The 20223-nt window shown below is 39.4% G+C and carries 20 protein-coding genes and 1 other annotated feature; of the genes, 15 read left to right on the forward strand and 5 right to left on the reverse strand.

Annotated elements, in window-relative coordinates:
- Positions 1-18: 18 nt before the first annotated feature.
- Positions 19-918 (forward strand): oligopeptide ABC transporter permease, encoded by a 900-nt coding sequence (gene opp4C, locus MHH61_RS14535; RefSeq protein WP_080769820.1) that lies wholly within the window; start codon positions 19-21, stop codon positions 916-918.
- A gap of 155 nt (positions 919-1073) precedes the next feature.
- The gene (locus MHH61_RS14540; protein WP_125586502.1) at positions 1074-1826 is read left to right on the forward strand and encodes a YjbA family protein; all 753 of its coding nucleotides are present in this window, start codon (positions 1074-1076) and stop codon (positions 1824-1826) included.
- 35 nt (positions 1827-1861) lie between these two features.
- On the opposite strand, the gene trpS is transcribed toward MHH61_RS14540, so the two are convergent.
- Positions 1862-2857 (reverse strand): tryptophan--tRNA ligase, encoded by a 996-nt coding sequence (gene trpS, locus MHH61_RS14545; protein ID WP_024425046.1) that lies wholly within the window; start codon positions 2855-2857, stop codon positions 1862-1864.
- 53 nt (positions 2858-2910) lie between these two features.
- Positions 2911-3131, reverse strand: a binding site (T-box leader).
- 482 nt (positions 3132-3613) lie between these two features.
- On the opposite strand from trpS, the gene MHH61_RS14550 reads away from it, so the two are divergent.
- The 9 genes from MHH61_RS14550 to spxA all read left to right on the forward strand — a co-directional run bounded on the left by MHH61_RS14550 (position 3614) and on the right by spxA (position 11528).
- The gene (locus MHH61_RS14550; RefSeq protein WP_076840862.1) at positions 3614-5245 is read left to right on the forward strand and encodes a peptide ABC transporter substrate-binding protein; all 1632 of its coding nucleotides are present in this window, start codon (positions 3614-3616) and stop codon (positions 5243-5245) included.
- Between the two features lie 116 nt (positions 5246-5361).
- Positions 5362-6306, forward strand: a complete 945-nt coding sequence (locus tag MHH61_RS14555; protein ID WP_076840863.1) for an ABC transporter permease — start codon at positions 5362-5364, stop codon at positions 6304-6306.
- A 3-nt stretch (positions 6307-6309) separates the two neighbouring features.
- A complete protein-coding gene (locus MHH61_RS14560) occupies positions 6310-7227 on the forward strand; it encodes an ABC transporter permease (RefSeq protein ID WP_076840864.1) in 918 nt (305 codons plus the stop codon).
- Positions 7228-7230: 3 nt separating this feature from the next.
- Positions 7231-8319 (forward strand): ABC transporter ATP-binding protein, encoded by a 1089-nt coding sequence (locus MHH61_RS14565; protein WP_099663154.1) that lies wholly within the window; start codon positions 7231-7233, stop codon positions 8317-8319.
- A gap of 1 nt (position 8320) precedes the next feature.
- A complete protein-coding gene (locus tag MHH61_RS14570; protein ID WP_024425041.1) occupies positions 8321-9241 on the forward strand; it encodes an ABC transporter ATP-binding protein in 921 nt (306 codons plus the stop codon).
- Between the two features lie 191 nt (positions 9242-9432).
- Positions 9433-9918, forward strand: a complete 486-nt coding sequence (locus tag MHH61_RS14575) for an HIT family protein (RefSeq protein ID WP_024426478.1) — start codon at positions 9433-9435, stop codon at positions 9916-9918.
- A 17-nt stretch (positions 9919-9935) separates the two neighbouring features.
- Positions 9936-10223: a hypothetical protein gene (locus tag MHH61_RS14580; protein ID WP_025093406.1), complete on the forward strand. Its 288-nt coding sequence runs from the start codon at positions 9936-9938 to the stop codon at positions 10221-10223.
- A gap of 137 nt (positions 10224-10360) precedes the next feature.
- Positions 10361-10939 (forward strand): GNAT family N-acetyltransferase, encoded by a 579-nt coding sequence (locus tag MHH61_RS14585; RefSeq protein ID WP_024425040.1) that lies wholly within the window; start codon positions 10361-10363, stop codon positions 10937-10939.
- A 193-nt stretch (positions 10940-11132) separates the two neighbouring features.
- Positions 11133-11528 carry a transcriptional regulator SpxA gene (spxA, locus tag MHH61_RS14590; RefSeq protein WP_003211421.1) on the forward strand — a complete coding sequence of 132 codons (396 nt, stop codon included), beginning with the start codon at positions 11133-11135 and terminating at the stop codon, positions 11526-11528.
- 39 nt (positions 11529-11567) lie between these two features.
- Here the strand turns inward: spxA and MHH61_RS14595 are convergent, their stop codons facing one another.
- Positions 11568-12233 carry a TerC family protein gene (locus MHH61_RS14595; protein WP_034621768.1) on the reverse strand — a complete coding sequence of 222 codons (666 nt, stop codon included), beginning with the start codon at positions 12231-12233 and terminating at the stop codon, positions 11568-11570.
- Between the two features lie 263 nt (positions 12234-12496).
- Here MHH61_RS14595 and mecA point away from each other — a divergent pair, with 263 nt between their 5' ends.
- The 4 genes from mecA to pepF all read left to right on the forward strand — a co-directional run bounded on the left by mecA (position 12497) and on the right by pepF (position 18134).
- Complete coding sequence (gene mecA, locus MHH61_RS14600; RefSeq protein ID WP_125586500.1) at positions 12497-13162, forward strand: adaptor protein MecA; 666 nt, start codon at positions 12497-12499, stop codon at positions 13160-13162.
- Between the two features lie 87 nt (positions 13163-13249).
- Positions 13250-14770 (forward strand): cardiolipin synthase, encoded by a 1521-nt coding sequence (gene cls, locus MHH61_RS14605; RefSeq protein ID WP_098676816.1) that lies wholly within the window; start codon positions 13250-13252, stop codon positions 14768-14770.
- Between the two features lie 162 nt (positions 14771-14932).
- On the forward strand, positions 14933-16093 hold the full coding sequence (locus MHH61_RS14610) for a competence protein CoiA (protein WP_098676817.1): 1161 nt from the start codon (positions 14933-14935) through the stop codon (positions 16091-16093).
- A gap of 214 nt (positions 16094-16307) precedes the next feature.
- Complete coding sequence (pepF, locus tag MHH61_RS14615) at positions 16308-18134, forward strand: oligoendopeptidase F (protein WP_283241882.1); 1827 nt, start codon at positions 16308-16310, stop codon at positions 18132-18134.
- A gap of 107 nt (positions 18135-18241) precedes the next feature.
- Here the strand turns inward: pepF and MHH61_RS14620 are convergent, their stop codons facing one another.
- The 3 genes from MHH61_RS14620 to MHH61_RS14630 form a co-directional block, all read right to left on the reverse strand.
- On the reverse strand, positions 18242-18415 hold the full coding sequence (locus MHH61_RS14620) for a hypothetical protein (protein ID WP_024425034.1): 174 nt from the start codon (positions 18413-18415) through the stop codon (positions 18242-18244).
- A gap of 295 nt (positions 18416-18710) precedes the next feature.
- A complete protein-coding gene (locus tag MHH61_RS14625) occupies positions 18711-19622 on the reverse strand; it encodes a ClpXP adapter SpxH family protein (protein ID WP_024425033.1) in 912 nt (303 codons plus the stop codon).
- Positions 19619-20017 (reverse strand): thiol management oxidoreductase, encoded by a 399-nt coding sequence (locus MHH61_RS14630; protein ID WP_098676818.1) that lies wholly within the window; start codon positions 20015-20017, stop codon positions 19619-19621. The genes MHH61_RS14625 and MHH61_RS14630 overlap by 4 nt, the downstream gene beginning before the upstream one ends.
- Positions 20018-20223: the final 206 nt, after the last annotated feature.

Below are 20223 nucleotides of genomic sequence, written 5' to 3' on the forward strand. Positions count from 1 at the left end.
CAATTGGCACAGCCTAATATGGGAACACCTCCTGTTGATATCAAATTAAAGGAGGGCCTTCCGCCAAAGCCTGAGACGATGCTGCGTTTGTTTTGCGAGAAATTTTTCAAAAATAAATTGGCGGTTGCCGGCTCCGTGATCTTATTGATCATTATTTTTTCTGCCATTTTCGCTCCAGTGATCGCTCCATATGCACCAGAGCATCAAGATTTATTGAAGCGGCTCCAGCCGCCAAGTGCTGAGCATTTTATGGGCACAGACAAGTTTGGCCGTGATATTTTCTCAAGGGTGCTATATGGCGCGCGGGTCTCTTTGTTGGTCGGTTTCGTCTCGGTGGTTGGTGCAATTACTATTGGAACTGTCGTTGGCGCGGTCGCGGGGTATTTCAAAGGGTTTGTTGATTCCTTGTTAATGAGATTTGTGGATGTCGTGTTGTCGATTCCAGACATTTTCCTATTGATCACGCTCGTCACCATTTTCAAACCGGGCATTGATAAATTGATCCTAATCTTTGCTTTGACAGGCTGGACAACAACCGCCAGGCTCATACGCAGTGAATTCTTATCACTTCGAACAAGAGAATTCGTCCTCGCGGCGAGAACCATTGGAACGAAAAATCATGTCATCATCTTTTCGCATATTTTACCGAACTGTATCGGTCCTATTATTGTATCAGCTACATTAAAAGTAGGCTCCGTCATTTTAGCTGAATCAACGCTCAGCTATCTTGGCTTTGGTATTCAGCCGCCAACAGCAAGCTGGGGCAACATGCTGCAAGATGCACAAAATTTCTCGATTATGGTGCAAGCGTGGTGGTACCCGCTTTTCCCAGGTTTACTCATTTTGCTGACTGTTTTATGCTTTAATTTTTTAGGAGATGGGCTGAGAGATGCGCTTGATCCTAAAAAGCTGAAGTAGGTTCGTCCTTCATGACAAGATGAAAGGGACTCTGCGAGACGCTCTTTGTTTCCTGCCATCATTCGCTCAGCTTGAAGTTTTGATAAAGTTGGAATAATTTCTCTATCCCTTGCCCATACTGTGGACAACAGTTTTTATAAAGTGAGGGATTGGTTATGTTATTTCTTCATGACGTATGGGTGAATTGGTTTGAAGGGGAAGAAAATGGCTACAATGTGTGTCATTTTCATGAGTGGCGTAAGGAGGACAGCGTTGAACTGTTAGATCAAGTGCCTTTACTTAAGGTGCAGAGCCCTTTGTTTGATTACATAGAGAATGATCTTTCAGAGCTGCCGAAGACACTGCTAGAGTCTGTATTTGAGAAATCCTATATTCGAAAAAATCATGAACGCCGTAAATTAGAGTATTGCTTTGTGGTCACAGACGGCATTCGAATTATTGCTGTAGATACGATTGGGTATTCCATACCTGTGAGAAAAAGCCGCTTGATCCCAAGGCAGGAGCAATTGGTGTATGAAATGGTGAAAGATGTGAAGGCAGAGGAATATGAATTTTCTAAGGACGGCCTTGAATCGACGAAAGAGTATCACATTCTATCACTGCCGCCGCAGCATATCAGCGGATTAACGAGAAAAGAAAGACAGCTGAAACAGCTGATGTTTATGGCGCTCGATCAATTAAAAGGGCTCAAAAACAGGGCGGAGATTGCGTATTGGTATACGGAATGGAACCCGCGCATGTACAACCAAATCAAACGAATGTCTTTCGAAGAGATTTGGAACATGCTTTACAATGAAACGATTGATGGGTGGTCAGAGAATCATTTAGCCTTCTGTGAAAAAATGATTAAAGGACAGCCTTTTTTCGAAAAGCTTTGGGAAATGGAAAACGAATCAAAAGTAAATTAGAAAAAGCTTGCAGCGAGTCGTGCTGCAAGCTTTTTTTATTTGCGTTTTCTGCCAAGACCCATCGCATTCTCCATTTTTTTCAGCATTTTGTTTGCTGCGCGGTTTGCTTTTTCAGCACCTTCGTCTAGAATGCGGTCAAGCTCGTCTGATTCAATGAGTTCATAGTATCGATCTTGAATTGGTTTTAAAGCATCAACGACAACGTTCGCAAGATCTCCTTTAAACTCACCATATCCTTTGCCTTCGTACTTTTGCTCCAGCTCTGCAATGGATATGTTGCCTAATACAGAATAAATCGTCAGCAAGTTGGCAATACCAGGCTTGTTCTCTTTGTCATACTTGACGATGCCTTCTGAATCCGTCACAGCACTTTTAATTTTCTTTTCAAGCTGCTTTGGTTCATCTAATAAGGTAATGAAAGATTTTTGGTTCGGATCGGATTTGCTCATTTTTTTCGTTGGATCTGTTAAAGACATAATCCGTGCGCCTTCTTTTGGAATTTTCACTTCAGGCACAGTGAAGATGTCATTGTACTTTCGGTTAAAGCGTTCAGCGAGCGTTCTAGTCAATTCAAGATGCTGCTTTTGGTCTTCTCCAACAGGGACTAAATCAGTACCATATAATAAGATATCGCCAGCCATTAATGGGGGATACGTTAATAGGCCTGAAACAACTGCTTCTTTACCAGCGGATTTGTCCTTAAATTGGGTCATTCTTTCTAATTCCCCAATATAAGCAACACATTGAAGCATCCATCCTGCCTGGGCGTGAGCAGGTACCTCTGATTGGATAAACAATGTCGCTTTCTCTGGATCAAGACCAACAGCTAAATAAAGAGCTGCTAAGCTTCTAATATTTTGACGGAGAGCTAATCGGTCCTGACTCACTGTAATCGCATGTTGATCGACGACACAAAAATAGCCATTATAGTCATGCTGCAAATCGACAAATTGCTTCATTGCTCCAATATAGTTCCCTAATGTGACAGAACCGCTCGGCTGAATGCCTGAAAAAATTGTCTTCTTTGTCATACTAAAACCTCTTTTCTTCAATATAAAAAGGCCCACCCATCACTTTTCAACAGAAAAGGGACGAATGAACCGTGGTACCACCCTTGTTATTTCACATAGAAATCACTCAAGACGTTGATAACGGAGACTGCTCCGTCTAAGCCTACTCACTTTTTTAGAAGTGTTCGGTTAGCTGCTCCAAAGCCCATTCCATACATGCCATTATCTGCTCACACCGGCCGCAGACTCTCTGTAAATGGTGAATATATGTACTCTTCTTTTTCATCGCAACAATATGTCTATCTATTATAAAGGATGACCATGAAAAAGTCACGAAGCCATTATGTGACCTTCTCATCATGCCCATTGACACTTAAAATTTTAGATAAAATACCAAATATCTGTCAGAATTTTTTAAAAAAGGATGATTAATTATATGTATAAAACATTATTCCTGCTGAATTTGTTAAATTATTTTAATCAATTTACGCTTTAATTTGTTGAAGTGATTGAGACTTTAGTTTATAAAAATCCCTCTTTATCCCCATTTACGTTTTTAAAAAATATATGAAATTAATATTGCAATAAATTATTCTATTCATTATAATGAATTTGTTCACACGTTTGTGCTAGGCTCTTTACATAGTGAAAATTCAGAAAAAACAAAAGAAATAGAAAGTAAGCTATTTAGGGACTTTTTTACGCTATTTCTTAAATCTGAATCTCATCTTCTATCGAGACCTTTGAACTAAAAACATATTATAAGGGGGAATACAGTTGAAAAAGCGTTGGTCTGTTGTTACTTTAATGCTTATTTTCACACTTGTATTAAGCGCTTGTGGTTTCAGCGGAAACAAATCAGGCGACAGCAGTTCTGGAGAGGCTAAAACAACATTAAATGTGAATATCTCCACTGAGCCTTTTTCTCTACATCCGGGATTGGCAAATGATTCAACTTCAGGTAGTGTCATCCGTCAGACTTTTGAAGGGTTAACAAGAATTAACGCTGAAGGAAAGCCAGAAAACGCAATGGCTTCTGATATCAAAACAAGTGCTGATGGTAAAACTTATACATTCACACTTCGTGATGCAAAATGGTCTAATGGTGACCCTGTAAAAGCAGAAGATTTTGAATATGCTTGGAAATGGGCATTAGATCCTAAAAATGAATCTCAATATGCTTACCAGCTTTACTATATTAAAGGTGCTGAAGCAGCGAATAAAGGGAAAGCGAAAGTTGCTGATGTTGGCATTAAAGCTAAAGACGACAAAACGCTTGTAGTTGAGCTAGAGAACCCAACACCGTTTTTTACTGAACTAACTGCATTCTATACTTATATGCCAGTCAACAAAAAAGTGGCTGAAAAGAATAAAAACTGGTACACGAATGCTGGTGAAAACTACGTATCTAACGGACCATTCGTTCTATCTAAATGGAAACATGGCGGTTCTATCACGCTTGAAAAGAACAACGATTACTGGGATAAAGATACTGTGAAATTGAAAAAGATCAACATGTCTATGATCAAAGATACGAACACTGAGCTTAGCATGTTCCAAAAAGGCGAGCTTGACTGGGCTGGTTCTCCAACTGGAAACCTTCCAACTGAGTCTCTACAAAAATTGAAAAAAGATGGCGGTCTAAAAATTCAAACGATCGCAGGTGTTTATAACTATAAATTCAACACTGAAGTAAAACCTTTAAACAATGTAAACATCCGTAAGGCACTTGCATACTCAATTAACCGTCAAGCGATCGTTGACAAAATTACGCAAGGTGAACAAGTTCCTGCCATGGCAATCGTTCCTCCAACAATGGAAGGTTTCGAGGGCAACAAAACTGGCTACTTCAAAGATCATGATGTAACAGCAGCAAAAGATCTCCTTGAAAAAGGTGCAAAAGAATTAGGCTATAAGTCAGTTTCTGATCTTCCAACATTGAAATTGTCTTACAACACAGATGAAGCCCACCAAAAGATTGCACAAGCAATTCAAGAAATGTGGAAGAAAGACTTAGGATTAAAAGTAGAACTTGATAACTCTGAGTGGAATGTTTATATCGATAAACTTCACAGTGGCGATTACCAAATCGGACGTATGGGCTGGTTAGGTGACTTTAACGATCCAGTGAACTTCCTTGAGCTTTACAAAGATAAAGACGGTGGGAACAACGACACTGGATGGGAAAGCAAGGAATATAAACAATTGTTGAATGATTCTGCAAAAGAAACAGATAAAACAAAGCGTGAAGAAATGCTGAAAAAAGCAGAAGAAATTCTCATCAACGATATGCCTGTAGCACCAATCTACTTCTATACTCAGCTTTGGGTACAAGATCCAAAACTAAAAGGTGTAGTTGTATCTGGTCTTGGTGATGCTCAATACAAATGGGCACATTTCGAAAAGTAATAGTTATAGTGTAAGAGATCTACGGCAAGGATCTTAAGGTATATGGAGGATGTCTCTCCATATACCTTTCTTGCTGATTAGAGAAATTGTTGTAAAATCATGGAGGTGCAATTCCGTTGCTTAAATATATCGGTAAGCGATTAATATATATTTTAATCACACTGTTTGTTATTGTAACTGCAACTTTCTTTCTCATGCAGGCAGCACCTGGTGGTCCATTCTCTGGTGAGAAGAAACTTCCTGCTGAAATTGAAGCAAACCTAAATGAGCACTACGGATTGGACAAGCCCTTATTTGTTCAATATGTAAGCTACCTAGGTTCAGTTGCAACATTAGATTTTGGTCCCTCATTTAAATATAAAGGACAAACTGTAAATGACTTAATCAGTTCTGGATTCCCCGTTTCCTTTACCCTCGGAATTGAGGCAATTCTCCTCGCATTAGCATTTGGTGTATTGTTTGGGGTCCTTGCAGCGCTTTATCATAACAAGTGGCAAGACTATACGATTGCCATTTTAACGATATTTGGAATTTCAGTTCCAAGTTTTATTTTAGCAGCGCTACTACAATATGTTTTTGCATCTGAGGCAAGCTTTTTAGCGATTTTCCCAGTTGCAGGATGGGAGTCTTGGGCCAGCACCGTACTACCTTCTATTGCACTTTCCTTCATGCCAATGGCATTTATCGCTAGACTTGCACGGTCAAGTATGCTTGAAGTACTAAATAGTGACTACATTAGAACGGCTAGAGCGAAAGGATTAACAAAATCTGCTGTGACGATCAAACACGCCATCCGAAACGCATTGTTACCTGTTATCACATACATGGGACCAATGGCTGCTTCAGTTTTAACAGGCAGTTTTGTCGTTGAGAAGATTTTTGGTATCCCTGGATTAGGCTCTCACTTTGTCACAAGCATTACAAACCGTGATTACACCGTCATCATGGGTGTTACAGTCTTCTACAGTATTATTCTATTAATCAGTATTCTAGTCGTTGACGTCCTCTACGGTATTATCGATCCTAGAATTAAACTGACGAAGGCGAAGAAAGGGGTCTAACACATGGAAGAGATGAGAAAAGATTTATTTGTGCCTGCGACAGCTGACGCAGCAGAATCTGAAAAAATTACTAAACCTAGTCTATCTTTATGGAAGGATGCCATGCTTCGCTTCCGTGCCAATAAACTTGCAATGGTTGGACTCACAATCATTTTTATTATTGTGATGCTGGCCATCTTTGTTCCGATGTTTTCTAAATATGATTACTCCACGACTGATTTGCTGAATGCGGACCAGCCGCCTTCAAAAGAGCACTGGTTCGGTACAGATGATTTAGGACGTGACATGTTTGTCCGTACATGGGTCGGGGCAAGAATTTCGATCTTCATCGGTCTTGCTGCAGCGGTCCTTGACGTGATCATCGGTATTATCTGGGGAAGTATTGCTGCGTTCAAGGGCGGCCGTACAGATGAAGTGATGATGCGTATCGCAGACGTTTTATGGGCAATTCCAACACTATTAATGGTTATCTTAATGATGGTTGTTCTGCCAAAAGGATTATTAACGATTATCCTCGCCATGACAGTCGTAGGCTGGATTAACATGGCACGTATTGTTCGGGGCCAGGTTTTACAATTAAAGAGTCAAGAATACGTTCTTGCAGCACAAACATTAGGTGCGAAAACATCTAGACTTTTATTTAAACACTTAATTCCTAACTCAATGGGACCAATTCTTGTGACGATGACATTAACGATTCCTTCTGCTATTTTCACGGAAGCATTCTTAAGTTACCTAGGGCTTGGTGTGCCTCAGCCATTAGCAAGTTGGGGAACGATGGCGTCTGACGGAATTCCAGCCATGACGTACTACCCTTGGAGATTATGGTTCCCAGCCGCATTTATCTGTATTACAATGTTTGGTTTTAACGTGGTTGGAGACGGACTAAGAGACGCTTTAGATCCGAAGTTGCGTAAATAAGGAGTGATTAGGATGGAACGTGAACGTATTCTAGAGGTGAAAGACCTTGCAATCTCATTTAAAACATATGGTGGAGAGGTTCAAGCCATTCGTGGTGTGAACTTCCACTTAAATAAAGGCGAGACACTTGCTATTGTAGGTGAATCTGGCTCTGGTAAAAGTGTAACATCACAAGCGATCATGAGATTAATTCCGATGCCGCCGGGTTATTTCAAGCGCGGACAGATCCTGTTTGATGGCCAAGATATTGTCAAGAAAACTGAGAAACAAATGCAAACCATTCGAGGAAAAGATATCTCAATGATCTTCCAAGATCCGATGACGTCTTTGAATCCAACGATGAAAGTCGGGAAACAAATTACAGAAGTGCTGTTCAAGCATGAACAAATTTCAAAAGAAGCGGCTGAAAAAAGAGCCATTGAACTATTGGAGCTCGTTGGAATTCCAATGCCTGAAAAAAGAATTAAACAATATCCGCACGAATTTAGTGGCGGGATGAGACAAAGGGTTGTCATCGCCATGGCGCTTGCAGCAGATCCAAAGCTGCTGATTGCCGATGAGCCGACGACTGCACTTGATGTAACAATTCAAGCACAAATTTTAGAATTAATGAAAGAAATTCAGAAAAAGGTTGACACTTCGATTATCTTTATTACGCATGATCTAGGTGTTGTTGCCAACGTCGCTGATCGTGTAGCTGTTATGTATGCAGGACAGATTGTGGAGACAGGGACTGTCGATGAAATTTTCTACAATCCTAAGCATCCGTATACATGGGGACTTTTAGCATCCATGCCGAGTCTTGACACAGATGGCGGAGATGAAGGAAAGCTGACTGCCATTCCAGGAACACCGCCAGATCTGACAAACCCGCCGAAAGGAGATGCATTTGCACTCCGCAGCGATTATGCAATGAAAATTGACTTTGAACAAGAACCACCAATGTTCAAAGTATCAGATACGCATTATGTGAAATCATGGCTACTTCATCCGAATGCACCTAAAGTTGAACCGCCTGCTTCTGTAAAGGCGAGAATGCGTGAACTAGAAGGTAGCTACGAAAAACCTGTATTAGTAAAAGAGGGTGAATAGCATGGCAGAAAAACTGTTAGAAATCAAAAATTTGAAACAGCATTTCCATACAGCAAGAGGAACTGTGAAAGCAGTTGATGGGGTTTCATTTGATATTTACAAGGGTGAAACGCTAGGTCTTGTAGGTGAGTCTGGTTGTGGTAAATCCACTACGGGCCGTTCGATCATTAGACTTTATGATGCGACAGATGGTGAAGTTCTTTATAAGGGCGAAAATGTACACGGGAAGAAATCAAGACAAAAAATGCTTGAGTTCAATCGTCAAATGCAGATGATCTTCCAAGATCCATATGCTTCACTCAACCCTAGAATGACAGTGCTTGATATCATTGCAGAGGGCATCGACATTCATGGCCTTGCAAAAACAAAACAGGCGCGTAAAGAGCGTGTGTACCAATTACTTGAAACTGTTGGCTTGAACAAAGAGCACGCGAACAGATACCCGCATGAATTCTCAGGCGGTCAAAGGCAGCGTATCGGAATTGCACGTGCATTAGCAGTAGAGCCGGATTTCATCATCGCCGATGAACCAATCTCTGCATTAGACGTGTCGATCCAAGCGCAGGTCGTCAATTTATTGAAAGAGCTTCAAGAGGAAAAAGGTTTAACGTACTTATTCATTGCCCATGACTTGTCCATGGTAAAATACATCAGCGATCGTATCGGCGTGATGTATTTCGGAAAATTGGTTGAGCTGGCACCAGCGAATGAATTATACGAAAACCCGCTTCATCCATATACAAAATCATTGCTGTCTGCGATTCCGCTTCCAGATCCTGATTATGAGCGTAACCGCAAACGAATCAAGTATGATCCATCTGTTCACAAAGGAACAAACACCGAGTTCCGTGAAGTGAAGCCAGGTCACTTTGTGAGCTGCACAGAGGAAGAATTCAAAGAGCTACAGGCGAAACAATCATAAGAAGGAAGAAGCACTGCTAAGTCAGTGCTTCTTTTTATTTGGGTCTGGTTTCATATATTAGAAAGTTAAAAAGAAATAACTCAATCACAGGTGAAGTGATATTAAGGAGTTTAATTCAAAATAAGGAAAAATATGATACGCTTAAGTAATGAAAATTCAAATTGTATACTATTTCGTTTGGGGGAGGACAATTGAAAAAAATAACATTATCAAATGGAGAAACAGTTGAAGTCGAGTGTCTTAGTTGTGCTTTAACGAATGGATTAGTTGTACCAGAAGGTGGTGTCGTTATTGAAACAGAGTATTTTCACGCCCATCAAGATGTCGCTTATCCAATCAGAGGGCTAATAATTTTAGCTTCAAAAAGACACATCAAATGTTTAGATGATTTAACTAATTCGGAAAGATTAGACTACATAGAGGTTTTAGCAAAGATAAGAAAAGCACAAAGAACCGCTTTAGGGATAGAACATGTCTATTATTTTTACAACGAAGATACAACCCATCATTTTCATACTTGGATGGTACCAAGATATGAATGGATGTATAACTTCGGTCGTTCAGTTGAATCAGTCCGACCAGTATTACTTCACGCTAGAAATGAAATGAACACTAAAGAAAATATGTTAGAAGTTAAGGAAGCCATCAACATTCTGACCAAAGAATTAAACAAATAAAAGGAGGGAAAAATAGGATGTTGAGATGGAAAACCTTTCGTTATTCATTGCTTCATGTTCTCATTGTATTCATGCTTTTTTCAACGTCTTTTTTCAGGAAACCAAACGGAGGAAAGTGGATGCTCGCGTTTATGGTGCTCATTGGGATTGTGTCTTTTTCAGTGGAATATATGCTTAACCGAAAGACAAGCGGTCAGAAGCAAGAAGCACGGCGTGTAAAATATCTTTATTTCATCATGCTTCAAATTGCCATGACACTTATCCTGTTTGTCTGCATTCAACTCGTCATGAATCGTTCGTTATAAAACTTTTTTTGCGTTAATTGAAAAAAAGTGAAACTACTTTAGACTTTGCTGCGTCTTACTAGTACAGGCGTTTAAATAGCAGGAAATCGGGAATATCTAAGGAAGTGGTTCTTAACTATAGCATAAGGAGCAGATCCATGAATTGGTATGAAAAGCTCAGTGAATATTTCCCGATAGAAGAAATGAAGTCAAAAGAGCATATGGAAGCTTTATTAAAGGAAAGAAGTGATATTTATCATAAGGAGGAAGGACCTCATCATGTGATGATGTACGCCGAATTTGATTCTTTCATCTTTATTGATTATTTATTTGTTTCCAAAGATGCAAGAGGTGAAGGCCTCGGGTCAAAGCTTATTCATAAGCTGAAGGAAAAAAAGAAACCGATCTTGCTTGAGGTCGAGCCTGTAGATGAAGATGATGCAGATACTGCAAAACGCCTAAAGTTTTATCAAAGAGAGCACTTCAAGCATGCAGAATCAATTGGTTATAAACGCAGGTCACTTGCAACAAATGAAGTGAACCGCATGGAAATTCTTTATTGGTCGCCTCTTACAAATCATGAGGAAGAGATCATGGAAGCCATGAGGAAGACCTATGAACGAATCCATACGTATAAAGATGAAGAATGGTATGGACAATCGTATGAGGATGTTGATGATGTATTGAAGATCATTGAAAATAGAAAACAAAAAAATATTTTCGATCATCTCGACTAAATGAGAATGTTCTGACATCCAGCAGCACGACAAGATGAATGAAATTGTCTAGTTTTTGTCACAAAAATTGCAAGAAAATCTGTTCACACTTACTTTTTTATAGTATAATCACTATAAAGATTACTTATTTAGAACAATTTTAATTTAAGAATACAGATCAATATTCATTCTACAAATTGAGGAGTGAAGATTTATGGTAACATTATACACATCACCAAGCTGTACATCATGTAGAAAAGCAAGAGCGTGGTTAGAAGAGCACAATATCCCATATCAAGAGAGAAACATTTTTTCTGAGCCTCTTTCAATTGATGAAATCAAAGAAATTCTTCGAATGACAGAAGACGGTACAGACGAAATTATCTCAACACGTTCAAAAGTATTCCAAAAACTAAATGTCAATGTTGAGACAATGCCGCTTCAACAATTGTATAAACTAATCAATGAGCATCCAGGTCTTTTGCGTCGTCCAATTATCTTGGATGAAAAAAGATTACAAGTTGGGTACAATGAAGATGAAATTAGACGTTTCTTACCAAGAACGGTTCGTACATTCCAACTAAGAGAAGCTCAGCGACTTGCTAACTAATAAAAACACGAAAAGCTGCCGATCATTTGGCAGCTTTTTTTATTTGTTTTCAGCCGTTTGTTCGTAAAAGAGGCTTGCTAATATGACCGTAATGACGGTTAAAAACGGTAGCATCAATTCAAGCGTGGCATGCTGTGACATAAATTCAGTCAATTTCACATCACGCACAATCATTTCTCCGCCAGTAAAGGCCAAAAGTGCACTTCCTCCGTATAAAAGAAACGGAAATTTAGTTAAAGCCGCATGAATCAGCTTGCTTCCCCAAATAATAATCGGTACAGAAATCATGAGGCCAAAAGCGGTCAGAAGCATGTTGCCTTTTGCCGCACCTGCAACTGCGATGACATTATCAAGTGACATAAAGAGGTCTGCAATCACAATGGTTTGAACCGCACGCCAAAGGGAGCCGCTGCTCTTAATCCGAATCGATTCCTTTTTTTGTTCAATTAACAGATTGTATCCTATATAAAGGAGAAAAAGACCGCCAATAAACTGCAAATAAGGGATAGTCAATAAATAAACTGCGGCACCAGTCATTGTAATTCTCATCAGAACGGCCAAAAGAGTGCCGATCCAAATGGCTTTATTGCGTTTGTCATGTGATAAACTGCGACTGGCCATCGCAATGATGAGCGCATTATCTCCGCCTAAAATCAGGTCTATACCAATAATCATCAGTAAGGATACGATCCACTCTGTTTCCATCCATTTCACCTCTTGTCCTAATAGAGCTCGTACAACCAATATATGAGGACAATTCAAATATATGTTTCTGCAAGTTTTCTCTGCAAAAAATGCGTTTTTATTTCTTTTATTCATGTTTTATCATAAAATAGACAGTACGAAGCAATACCTCAATTCTTTAAACGGTTAACATGTAGACGGAACGGGTAAAGTGTAGTAAAGTACTATTAATTGGGAGCTTGTATGTCCCTTCAACATCTTATATAGAAGGGAAGGTTGGCAAAATGGAAATCGAAAGAATAAATGAACATACAGTAAAATTTTATATTTCCTACGGTGATATTGAAGATCGCGGATTTGACCGTGAAGAAATTTGGTATAATCGTGAGCGCAGTGAAGAGCTGTTTTGGGAAGTAATGGACGAAGTGCACGAAGAAGAAGAATTTGCAGTAGAGGGGCCGCTTTGGATTCAAGTACAGGCACTTGATAAAGGTCTTGAAATTGTCGTGACAAAAGCCCAACTTTCTAAAGATGGACAAAAGCTCGAATTGCCGATTCCAGAAGATAAAAAAGATCAAACAGATGAAGAAAGCTTAGACGCACTGCTTGATGATTTTCATAAAGAAGAGCAAGATCAAGAAGACCATAATGAGAAGGACAAAAAACTTCAACTTCAATTCGTGTTGAAAATGGATGACTTTGAAGATTTGATTGCACTTTCTCAATTAAATATTCAGGATTTTACCACAAGTTTATATTCGTTTGAAAACCGTTATTATCTATATGTTGACTTCCACGAGGATTTGTCAGATGAGCAAGTGGAGAATAAGCTCAGCATTTTGCTTGAATATGCTCATGAATCAGTGGTCAGCATCTACAGACTGAAAGAATACGGTCAGCTGATTATCGAAGGGAATGCCCTTGAAACGATTCAACAGCACTTCTCGTAACTCACAAAAAGTCGATTTCTATAGAGGAATCGGCTTTTTTATCTGAATGAATAGGTAAATAAAGAGATCGGCAAGGAGAAAAATGAAATGAGAAATGTAGTCAAAGTTCTATTTTTTCTAATCATTACGATAGGTGCTTATTTAATCATCCAATTGATTGTCGGTGATTTAGCGGTAAGTGTATTAAGTTCTGTCAGTGTTCTATTTACTTTATCGATTATTTTCATCGGATTTGTTATTTTCTTGGAGAACCGGAATCCGTCTCAAACGATTACATGGCTTGTCCTGCTTGGCAGCTTTCCGTTATTCGGCTTTTTGTTCTACATTTTCTTTGGACGCAATATCAAAAAGCGCCGGCTGTTTGAAAAGAAGGCGGTATTGGACGAGAAGTTAATCCAGGAAGATGAACGTATCCATAGAGAAGCGATTGAAAAAATGACGCATATGGGTGATCATCAGCAGCTCTTATTTAAGCTGGCCCACAGACTCGGACATACTCCTATTACATATCGCACGTCCTCTAAAGTCTTAACCAATGGTGAAGAAACATTCTCTCATATTTTTGAAGAGATTAAAAAAGCAACTCATCACATTCATTTAGAATATTACATTCTCCGCCACGATGACCTTGGTCAAGAATTAAAGGAGATTCTCATTGAAAAAGCGAAAAATGGCGTGATTGTCCGTTTTTTATATGACGATGTAGGAAGCTTAAAGCTTTCTCGTCAATATATTGCTGACCTAGAAAAGGCTGGCGTTCAGATCGTTCCGTTTTTACCAGTAAGGCTCCCCCTTTTAAATAATAAAATCAACTTCCGAAATCATAGAAAAATTGTCGTAATTGATGGAGAAGTGGGATTTGTCGGCGGGCTTAACATTGGAGACGAATACTTGGGCCGAAGCAGACAATATGGATTCTGGCGTGATACACACCTGATGATTAAAGGCGAAGCTGTTCGTGACCTCCAGCAGATTTTCATGCAGGATTGGTATTATATGACGAATGAAAGATGCTCAGGTGTGGACTATTTCAAAGATTTCAGCCACCTTGAGAGTACAACAGAAGGCGTACAAATGATTGCTGGCGGGCCTGACAAGCAGTGGGAGGTCATTAAAAATCTCTTTTTCTCTATGATCATCTCCGCTAAAAAGTCCATCTGGATCGCTTCACCGTATTTTGTCCCGGATGATGATATTTTGTCAGCATTGAAAATTGCCGCATTGAGCGGAGTAGATGTCCGGATTATTGCTCCAAAGAATCCAGATAAACGGATTGTTTTCCATGCGTCTCGTTCATACTTCCCAGAGCTTCTTGACGCAGGGGCGAAGGTGTACGAGTATGATCAAGGCTTTATGCATAGTAAATTTATTATTGTGGATAATGAACTGGCTTCAATTGGAACGGCAAACATGGATATGAGAAGCTTTCATTTGAACTTTGAAGTGAATGCCTTCCTCTATAAAACGAAAAGCACAGAGAAGCTCGTCAACGATTTCTTAGGTGATTTAGAGCATTCACATGAAATTGTTTCAGAAGAGTTCGCAAAGAGACCTTTGAGGGTCAGACTGTTTGAATCAACCGCAAGATTATTATCACCACTTTTATAAAGATTATATTTTCCCCCTTTTCTATAAGGGGGATTTTTGATTTTACCGAAGAAATGATTATTAAAATCATCTTTTGACACGGTAAAAATTCATTTTGCTTTTTCGCTTCCTTATAGATGAACAAGCTATAATACGGTTATCAAAGAGCAAGGGGCGAACTGAATGAATGCAGCAATTATGGATAACGGAAAGCTTATCCGAATGACACATCATCTATCGAAAAGCCGTCTGGAGCATGTAAGAACGACGTGCAAATTTTATTGTCCTGAGTGCAGGGAGGAGGTGCAATTAAAGCTAGGGGAGCATCGTGTCTATCATTTTGCGCATAAACAGCTGACAGCATGTCCGTTAGCCTCAGGCGAAACGGCTTATCATCAGGCGGGAAAGGAAACTATTATGAATTGGCTGAAGGGGCTTGGACATAAACCTGCGCTGGAAAAGTATATGTCAAATATTCATCAGCGTCCTGATGTGACCGTCTCTATAGGAAAAGAAACCTATGCAATCGAATTTCAATGTGCAAATATTTCCCGGCAAGAGCTTCGCAGAAGAACAGCAGGTCTCCGCGAGGCAGGGCTCTTTCCCATATGGATGATAGGGGCAAATCGTTTAAACCGAAAATCTGCCCAGCTTTTTTCTTTCTCCTCCATTCATTGGGGAATTTTAAGGGAATCAGAGGAAAGGCGGTTGATTTTTTTCTGCCCGATCCAGAATAGGTTCATCCATCTTGATCAATTCCTCGTGTTTCAACCAACGAAAATATGTGCGGCCATGACTGTCAGACCGCCTTCATCATACCGCGAAATGCCGGCATTTCTATCTCCGCCTTCAAGCAAGCGTCAAGTAAACCAACAATGGATTAAATGTATACAGCAATTTAGGTTGCGTCCTCCTCGCATTTTATCAAATGAAAGCAAACGTTTGAGAGATATTTTTTATGAGCATCATCAAACAGCATTCCCTTTTTTGCCAACTGAATTATTTATCCCGGTGCAAGAAGCGTATATCTTTACAAGTCCCGTGTATGTTTGGCAGGGGTGTCTCTATGATTGGATGATGCGGAAAAAAGGAAGCGGAAGAGTGACGATTCAACAGCTGATGATGGAAATCAATCGATGTGTGCAAATGAAAGAAGTGAAACTCCGATATGGCGATGTTTCAAGAGAAGAAATAAAAGAGGTGGTCACTGCATATGTAAATGCGCTTGTAAGACAAGGGTTTTTACATATGACGAAAGAGGGTAATTATGAAGTATCGTCGAATCAAATGCCTATACGAACACTAGATGAAGTGTTAAAACGAGATGCTTTCTTATTTCATTAGCATGTTTCATGACCACTTTGATCATGATAAGAAAAAGGTGGTGCTGCTATTGAATCAAAAGAAACGCTTTTTTCTCATTTTTTTAGTCTGTTTGGTATTTATTTCTGCATATGATTTGACAAATATAGTTCAAAACAAAGAAGATAAATACAACACCAATTTCTTTCACTTTCCGAAAGGTTGGTTCAACACAACTCATGCAAGGGGGATTCATATGACTTCACAAAACAAAAACAATCATTTACCAGACAGAAGCGAAGTAAAAGAAGAAAACAAATGGCGTCTTGAAGATATTTTTGCAAGCGTCGATGCATGGAACAAGGAATTCGAAGCGGTCAAAAAAGAAATTCCGAAGCTGGCCCAGTTTAAAGGCAAGCTGGCCCATTCTGCTGATGTTCTGTATGAAGCCCTCACCTTTCAGGATCAACTTTCTGAAAAGCTTGGCAAGCTTTATACATATGCGCACATGAAATATGATGAAGATACAACGAACTCATCATTTCAGGCGTTAAATGATAAGGCATCGAATCTATTTACACAGCTGTCTAGTACATCTGCTTATATTGTTCCAGAGATTTTATCGATTCAAGAAGATAAATTGCAGCAATTCATACTAGAAAAAGAAGAATTAAAACTGTATTCACATGCTCTCGAAGAAATTAATAAAGAGCGACCACATATTTTAAGTGAGGAGCAAGAAGCTTTATTAGCTGAGGCATCTGAACCACTTTCATCTTCATCTACTACGTTTAGTATGTTTAACAACGCCGACATTTCGTTTCCTTCTGTAAAGGATGAGAATGGGGAGGAAAAGAAGATTACCCACGGCAACTTCATCACATTTTTAAATAGTGATGATCGTGAAGTGAGAAAGAATGCCTTTAAAGCTGTGTATAAAACGTATGATCAGTATAAGAATACACTTGCTTCTACACTGAGCGGTTCGATTAAAAAGGATAATTTTTATGCAAAAGTACGAAATTACAAATCGGCAAGAGAAGCAGCACTATCACGAAACAGCATCCCGGAAGAAGTGTATGACAATCTAATTGATACAGTTCATCAATATTTACCGTTATTACACCGTTATATTGAATTACGTAAAAAGGTATTAAAGCTTGATGAAGTGCACAATTACGACTTGTACACACCACTTGTGAAAGATGCTGGCATGAAGCTCACCTACGATGAAGCAAAGGATTATATGCTGAAAGGGTTAGCCCCATTAGGAGAAGAATATGTGTCCGTGTTAAAAGAAGGACTCGAAAATCGCTGGGTAGACGTTTATGAGAATAAAGGGAAACGAAGCGGTGCTTATTCATCTGGGAGCTATGGTACAAATCCATATATCCTCATGAACTGGCAAAATAATATTGATAATTTGTTTACACTGGCTCATGAATTTGGGCATTCCGTCCACAGCTACTATACAAGAAAGCACCAGCCATATCCGTATGGAAACTATAGTATCTTTGTAGCTGAAGTGGCTTCCACTACAAATGAAGCGTTACTAGGCGAATACCTGCTTAATCATTTAGACGATAAAAAGCAGCGTTTGTATGTATTAAACCACTTGTTAGAAGGATTTAGAGGAACGGTATTTAGACAAACGATGTTTGCTGAGTTTGAGCATCTTATTCATGTGAAAGCACAAGAAGGAGAGGCTTTAACGCCAGAATTTATGACGAACCTTTATTACGACCTGAACAAGAAGTACTTTGGTGACGGCATGGTGGTTGATAAGGAAATTGGATTAGAGTGGACGAGAATCCCTCATTTTTATTACAACTATTATGTGTATCAATACGCGACAGGCTATAGTGCGGCGCAGGCATTAAGCAAGCAAATCTTACAAGAAGGAAAACCAGCGGTAGAGCGCTACACCGATTTCCTTAAAGCAGGAAGCTCTGATTATCCAATCAATGTGCTGAAAAAAGCAGGTGTTGATATGGCTTCTAAAGAACCAATCGAAGCAGCATGTCAATTGTTCGAAGAAAAACTAAAAGAAATGGAAGAGCTCATCTCCAAAACAGGTGAGTAATGAAAAGACTTCTGTCAGACGTGTGAGTGCTATCTCATCTTTTGACAGGAGTTTTTTTCTCATAAAAAAAGACCTCTTCAGATGTCGAGGCCGTTCCTGGTCAAGCATCAACCTTTAAAACCTCTAAAGGTCTTACGGTGATTCATTCGATAAAGCGTAAAAAGAATCGAAGCAAATAAGAGTGGAGACGTCAAATAAAGAGGAAGCATCTTCATTAAGCCTAATATATTTAAAAAGAAACATAAGCCAATGGCAACAAGTCCAATAGTTGTGCTGCGCATGCAGATCCCCCCATTTTTTTGTTACTTTTACTATATGAAAGTGACAACCCTCTTATGTTTTGTGACAAAAATATGAACATATAGTATATCTGTTGTCATAAGTCGACAAAATTTGATATACTACAGATGTGAAATTAATCACATACAAACATTACCCCTTTGTTTGACCGTGAAAAATTTCTCCCATCCCCTTTGTTGTCGTTAAGACATAGTGAAACCGCGCTTATCCCGGCGCGGTTTCTTCGTATTTATAAATAGAACACATGTTCCTGGTGAAGGTAAAGAAAAACATGGGTCAGCACCCATGTTCATTTTCACAGCGATAGACATCAAGATCTGTATGGTGGTCATTCTCTTTATAGCGCCAAAACATTTCTTGCTGCACTTGTACACGTTCTACCTTTTGAGCGAAAGCCAGCTTCTTCATTTCTCGTTCAACTTCTTCAAGCGTCAGGTCATAGACAACGGCTATTTCTTTTGCGGAAGCAAATTGAAAGTAAGCAATAAACCATTCAATTGGAGGCCGTTCTGATGGTGTTGGTTTTTCACCAATCATTTCAAAAAGGATTTCCTCGTATATATCATAAGAGTAGGCACCTGAAATTTTTAATCCTTCATCTCCATTTACGGTATTAAAAAAGGCGAAGGTCGGAAGCTCAGATACGTCCATTTCAGCTGCAATTTTCATATCACATTGCAGGGCTTTCACAGCACTTTGAGAATGAATGTCCCGCTGGAATTCCTCGATGTCCAGACCAGCACTTTTTGCATTTTCTATCAGTACCTGCTCACTTGTGACATCTTGCTGATGGCAAAAAAGTGATTCTTGAATAAGACGCAAAAATTTCATTCCGCATTTTCTGCCTTGAAGCTCCGCTGCTTTTAGTGCGAGTGAGGCGAGGTAGGGTGATGTCACAATTTGTTCAGACAGCATTTGTTCTTTTTTGGTCTGCGTTTTAGTGGCAAATTTCCCCCATGCTTCAGTCAGTAAATGTTTCTTTCTTTTCCGATTCAAAGCATTAATACTAGAACTTGTTACCGTTCGTAAAGTGAAAAAACGGCCATATTTCATTTTCAACTTTTTAATGGATGGCTCTAATAACCAGCAGTCTGGGCTTAGAGGATCAATGAATACATAGATTTCAATCGGCTTTTGAGGATGTCCGTGACAGTGTGAGAAATATTGATCGTGCGTATTGCAGCTCAAGATCGTCCATCCTTTTCAGGTGTTTGGTTGACCATATGACGAGCCGTCAGAGAAAGCCGTTCAAATAAATAGTCACGAATATCGCCGGTTAATCCTACTTGATCCATTGCATCCTCCATGCATTCAAGCCATGCGTCAGCCCGCTCCTCAGTAATCGGAAAAGGGAGATGTCTCGCCCGCAGCATTGGGTGGCCATGCTCTTCTGTATAAAGCGGTGGTCCGCCTAAATATTGCGTTAAAAACTGTTTTTGTTTTCTTGCTGTTTCTTTTAAGTCATCCGGGAAAATAGGATGAAGCAAAGGATGACACTTTACATTTTCATAAAAAGTATCAACAAGTTGCGATAGAAGTTCCTCTCCAACCGCTTCGTAAGGTGCGTTAAACGATTGTACCATGTTGACTACTCCTTTTACTCGTAGTTAATAGGATGACTCACCCTATTGCGCATTTCATTTATTTCAAAAGTGATATTCAGTTTGTTCTATTTTATTGTTTCTATTCTTGTACTTATTTTAACAACCTCATCTCAATTCCACAAACAAACCGCTTTGGTCTGCTCGAAATAAAGAGAGAATCGGATTCTGTGATCAATTGACCATAT

The organism is Bacillus sp. FSL K6-3154 (assembly GCF_040869395.1).
Lineage (GTDB): Bacteria > Bacillota > Bacilli > Bacillales > Bacillaceae > Bacillus > Bacillus safensis.

Excerpts from the sequence above, each read along its gene's own strand:
- opp4C (WP_080769820.1), top strand. The coding sequence starts at position 19 with ATGGGAACACCTCCTGTTGATATCAAATTAAAGGAGGGCCTTCCGCCA.
- MHH61_RS14540 (WP_125586502.1), top strand. The coding sequence starts at position 1,074 with ATGTTATTTCTTCATGACGTATGGGTGAATTGGTTTGAAGGGGAAGAA.
- trpS (WP_024425046.1), bottom strand. The coding sequence starts at position 2,857 with ATGACAAAGAAGACAATTTTTTCAGGCATTCAGCCGAGCGGTTCTGTC.
- MHH61_RS14560 (WP_076840864.1), top strand. The coding sequence starts at position 6,310 with ATGGAAGAGATGAGAAAAGATTTATTTGTGCCTGCGACAGCTGACGCA.
- MHH61_RS14570 (WP_024425041.1), top strand. The coding sequence starts at position 8,321 with ATGGCAGAAAAACTGTTAGAAATCAAAAATTTGAAACAGCATTTCCAT.
- MHH61_RS14580 (WP_025093406.1), top strand. The coding sequence starts at position 9,936 with ATGTTGAGATGGAAAACCTTTCGTTATTCATTGCTTCATGTTCTCATT.
- MHH61_RS14585 (WP_024425040.1), top strand. The coding sequence starts at position 10,361 with ATGAATTGGTATGAAAAGCTCAGTGAATATTTCCCGATAGAAGAAATG.
- spxA (WP_003211421.1), top strand. The coding sequence starts at position 11,133 with ATGGTAACATTATACACATCACCAAGCTGTACATCATGTAGAAAAGCA.
- MHH61_RS14595 (WP_034621768.1), bottom strand. The coding sequence starts at position 12,233 with ATGGAAACAGAGTGGATCGTATCCTTACTGATGATTATTGGTATAGAC.
- mecA (WP_125586500.1), top strand. The coding sequence starts at position 12,497 with ATGGAAATCGAAAGAATAAATGAACATACAGTAAAATTTTATATTTCC.
- cls (WP_098676816.1), top strand. The coding sequence starts at position 13,250 with ATGAGAAATGTAGTCAAAGTTCTATTTTTTCTAATCATTACGATAGGT.
- MHH61_RS14610 (WP_098676817.1), top strand. The coding sequence starts at position 14,933 with ATGAATGCAGCAATTATGGATAACGGAAAGCTTATCCGAATGACACAT.
- pepF (WP_283241882.1), top strand. The coding sequence starts at position 16,308 with ATGACTTCACAAAACAAAAACAATCATTTACCAGACAGAAGCGAAGTA.
- MHH61_RS14620 (WP_024425034.1), bottom strand. The coding sequence starts at position 18,415 with ATGCGCAGCACAACTATTGGACTTGTTGCCATTGGCTTATGTTTCTTT.
- MHH61_RS14630 (WP_098676818.1), bottom strand. The coding sequence starts at position 20,017 with ATGGTACAATCGTTTAACGCACCTTACGAAGCGGTTGGAGAGGAACTT.